Genomic DNA, 4067 nt, shown 5'->3' on the forward strand with positions numbered 1-4067 from the left:
AACAGGTGGCTTGTGTTTCAGTGCACTGTAAACTGGTCACGCGCGCGACTCAGTTTGTCGCTTATCGCCAGCGGCGCGGCGGCGTCAAGGGGAGTTTATTCAGCGTGAGTGATCAAATGAGGAGAACAGAATTATCAGGAGTGAACGATGAGGGCAGCTGCTTTAGTGGACATCAGTTTGAGTATTTCGAGGGGCACGAAGTGGGGGGAGCGTCGTTCGACCGGGCAGGCGATGCGGTGCGAGTGGCGAGGATGCCTGGTGCGGAGGTCTGGCTGTGATCGGTGCCTGCGTAGATGCTGAAGTCGTCGAAGAAGAATTTCTCGTGATGCGAGATACCGTTGTATGAGAGCCGGGCCGACGGATCGGTAGAAATATATCCTGATTTGTAATCCGAAAGTCGCCTCCTCTGGTAAATCGGCAACAGATTGGTTAGAAACAGGTTTCCAACCCTTCGTTTTCGAATTGACAGAAATTACAAGACACAACAGGCCTGACAATGCTGCTTCCTATCATCGCTATCATCGCCGGACTCGCTCTCTTGATCTGGAGTACCGACTGGTTTATCGATGGTGCGGCAGCCGTCTCGAGATATTTCGGCATGTCTTCACTGTTGATCGGAATGGTTGTGGTTGGATTTGGGACATCATTACCGGAAATGGTGGTTTCGGTGATTTCCGCTGCAGAAGGAAATGCAGGCATCGCGCTCGGGAATGCGTATGGCTCGAATATTACTAATATCGCGCTGATCCTCGGGCTGACTGCGCTCATCAATCCGCTGACGGTCAATTCCAAAGTCCTTCGTAAAGAGTTGCCCGTTCTGACAGGATGTACGCTGCTGGCTGCGTGGCAGGTCTGGAATGGAATCATCAGCCGACTGGATGCGATTGTCCTGCTGTCGGTCTTTGCTCTCCTGGTCGGCTGGACGATCTGGCAGACAGTTCGAAATCCCAGCGATGAACTCGAAGCCGAAATGGAACGCGAACTGGCCAGCAATGCCCTGCCGTTACGTACCGCGGTGATCCGGTTGTTAGTGGGACTGACACTGGTTGTTATCAGCTCCCGCATCCTGGTCTGGGGAGCCGTCGAACTGGCGCACCTGTTTGGAGTGAGTGATCTGCTGATCGGCTTAACCATCGTCGCGATTGGCACGTCCCTGCCTGAACTGGCTTCCTCAATCATCGCCACCCGGAAAGGAGAATACGATATTGCCGTCGGCAATGTGATCGGTTCCAACCTGTTCAATACCCTGGCCGTGGTCGGTTTAGCCGGTGTGATCCAGCCTATTGACGTTGATCCGTCGCTGTTCAACAGGGACATCCTTGTCATGCTGAGCCTGACGTTATCGCTGTTTGTCCTGGGATTCGGGTGGAAGGGCCCGGGCCGCATCAACCGGATCGAGGGAAGTTTTCTGCTGCTCTGTTACTTCGGCTATACCACCTGGTTAGTCCGCACCGCGATGATGTAAGTGATTCTGCCGACGCAGGTGGCTGTGATGTCACCCTGTGTGAGAGTGAAACAGAACAGGGAGGTTTTTATCGGCCTGAAGCGCCACTCCAGGCCTCTGAGTTGCAGAACGAACGTTCAAAGAGAGGGTTTGACCTGACTCATATTTGCGAGATAAATTAATCTAACCTTGACAAACAAAGCTTCCTCTATGATAGTTCGTAAAGTAAATCGAGAAGGATCTCAGCAATATGAACTGGCTTCGCAAAATAGTGATAACCTGGATGGTGGCAACGGCCGTGCATGCCCCGTTCCCGGTCTGCGATGGTGATAATCTCGCCAGCGGTCAGACTGTATCACTCCATATTGCTGTTCTAGACCAGTCTTTTGATCTCGATTTTGTCTTACTGGGTTGCGATCTCCCCGATGACTTTGATGATGGCCCTTTGGATATTGATCCTGAAAATGGATCCAGCTTTATCTTCGGGGCTCCTTTCAATGCACAGGTCAGTTCTGTAAAACTGTACGCCGGTTGCATTCAAAAGGTTCACAACAGTCTCTGTCGATTCACTACTGTCGTGGGCGCTGCAAATTCAGTCCGTGCATCGGACATTGCCCCATCTCTTCCTTTTCAGAACTTCTCATTCGGTAAACTGAGCCAGAGCGGAATTGCGCACTTTCATTGTTAAACAATGAAAATCATTTCGTTTTCTGAACTTAATCAGTTTTACCTGACAGCGATATTCTGCGCTGTCTGTCTGGAATGAGGATTCAAATGCGCGTCCACCCTACTGCTTATATTCATCCCGATGCTACCGTACATCCATCATGTAAAATTGGTCCGAACGCTGTGATCGATGGTCCAGTCCGGATCGGTGCCAACTGCCAGCTGGGCCCTTCCGTTGTCATTATGGGGCATACGGAAATTGCTGCTGACTGTTCGATTCATTCTCACGCGGTTATTGGAGATAAGCCCCAGGATAAGAAATACAACGGGGAACTCAGTTTCTGTCGGATCGGCGAGCGTTGCGTGATTCGGGAGTCAGTGACAATTCATCGTGCCAGCATTGAACTGGCGACTACGAAAATCGGCAATGGCTGTTACCTGATGACCAATTCCCACGTTGCTCATGACTGTCATCTTGAAGACGAAGTGACTCTCGTAAGTGGGGCGCTGCTGGGAGGCCATGTCCACGTTGGAAGCAATGCGGTGATATCCGGTAATGTGGGAGTTCATCAGCATGTACGAATTGGACAACTGGCAATGATTGGCGGCGTCTCCATGATCAGTCAGGATGTCCCGCCTTTTACAATGACCGATCATCAGGGCGAAATCATCGGCCTGAATGCTGTTGGATTAGCATTGAAAGGAATCTCTCCAGCCGAGCAGCAGGAACTAAAGGCCTTGTTCAAGGTGATTTGCCGGTCAGGGATGCCCCAGCGGCGATCCCTGGAGCTGGCTGCAGAACTGGCAAATACAGAGCTGGGACGGCAGTTTGTCGATTTCTTTCAAGCCGAAACCCGGAGAGGCTTCTGCAGATTTCGCAGAAGAAATTCCCGGTTACAGCAGAGTATTCTGACTCCTCTGAAACAGCAGAGTACCTGTAAATAACCAGTCATTGACAGCTGAAATTGAAGCTTCGGATTTACCCGGGGGAAGCGATCCCCGGAATCTGGCTGCCTTTAAATCCAGTGGGAAAGATGAAATATGACCAGAATCATCAGCTCATCAGAGACCGTTCTGGATTCCGCGGAATCCGTGACCAGGGAAATGGAAGTCAGTCAGAGTGCAGAGACGGGAAACCGCCCCGGACTTCGTCCGAGGCTGGTGGATTGGGTCCAGACCTGGAGTGTCTGGGGCGGTTGTTATTCTGTGCTGGCGTTGATCCTGCTGATCACGCTGGCATACCTGTTTCTGTTAAGACTCGTCATGATCATCAGCTATGGAGATCTGGCAAAACTCACTGTTCAACAGGCAACACAACTGTTTCTGACGGGATTACAATTTGATCTTCTGGTGGCACTCTGCTTTATCACTCCGCAACTGACACATCTGACATTTCTACCAGGTAAGCGCTTAATCACTAAAACCAGTCGCTTGCTGCTCGACCTCACCTGGTTCGTCGCGTTTGTGTTTCTTCCGTTTCTTGTGATTGCGGAATATGTTTTCTTCGAAGAATTTCAGTCACGTCTGAACTATCTCGCTTTTGAATATATCGTCTATCCCAGAGAGGTCTGTTGTAATATCTGGGAATCTTATCCAATCCTGGAACTACTGGTACTGGTTTCCGCGATGGGGACCGGCCTGTTTGTCCTGTTACGAAAACGTTTTCATGCCCAGATTGAATCGCCACTGCCATTTCGCAGGCGTATTGGATTCTTTACCGCGGTGCTGGCAGGGATCATGCTCCTCTGGTCTGTCACCAGTGCGGAGAGCCGACAGATATCCCGTGATCGTGTTGTCAACGAGTGTTCGTGGAATGGCCTGTACAGCTTTGTTTATTATGCCTGGACCTGTCGATTCGACTATAACAAGAATTATCTCACGCTGGAGAATCGTGAAGTTGATCAACGCTTACGTCAACAGGTCATCGGCCCGTCGGATCGACTGGTTGAGAATTCGA

The 4067-nt window shown here is 50.8% G+C and carries 4 protein-coding genes and 1 pseudogene; all 5 read left to right on the top strand.

Going from position 1 to position 4067, the window contains the following annotated elements; all coding sequences use genetic code 11:
* Positions 1–278: pseudogene (locus tag AACZ40_RS28385) on the top strand (hypothetical protein); the annotation flags it as partial.
* Positions 279–496: 218 nt separating this feature from the next.
* The gene (locus tag AACZ40_RS28390) at positions 497–1465 is read left to right on the top strand and encodes a calcium/sodium antiporter (RefSeq protein ID WP_291170701.1); all 969 of its coding nucleotides are present in this window, start codon (positions 497–499) and stop codon (positions 1463–1465) included.
* Positions 1466–1694: 229 nt separating this feature from the next.
* Entirely contained in the window at positions 1695–2132 is a 438-nt protein-coding gene (locus AACZ40_RS28395; RefSeq protein ID WP_291170703.1) for a hypothetical protein, read from the top strand.
* Between the two features lie 86 nt (positions 2133–2218).
* Positions 2219–3055, top strand: coding sequence for an acyl-ACP--UDP-N-acetylglucosamine O-acyltransferase (gene lpxA / locus AACZ40_RS28400; RefSeq protein ID WP_291170705.1), 837 nt, complete (start codon positions 2219–2221; stop codon positions 3053–3055).
* A gap of 96 nt (positions 3056–3151) precedes the next feature.
* Positions 3152–4067: hypothetical protein (locus tag AACZ40_RS28405; protein WP_339676980.1), on the top strand; the 916-nt coding region annotated here is incomplete at its 3' end.

Source organism: uncultured Gimesia sp. (genome assembly GCF_963972345.1).
Lineage (GTDB): Bacteria > Planctomycetota > Planctomycetia > Planctomycetales > Planctomycetaceae > Gimesia.

Excerpts from the sequence above, each read along its gene's own strand:
- AACZ40_RS28390 (WP_291170701.1), top strand. The coding sequence starts at position 497 with ATGCTGCTTCCTATCATCGCTATCATCGCCGGACTCGCTCTCTTGATC.
- AACZ40_RS28395 (WP_291170703.1), top strand. The coding sequence starts at position 1,695 with ATGAACTGGCTTCGCAAAATAGTGATAACCTGGATGGTGGCAACGGCC.
- lpxA (WP_291170705.1), top strand. The coding sequence starts at position 2,219 with ATGCGCGTCCACCCTACTGCTTATATTCATCCCGATGCTACCGTACAT.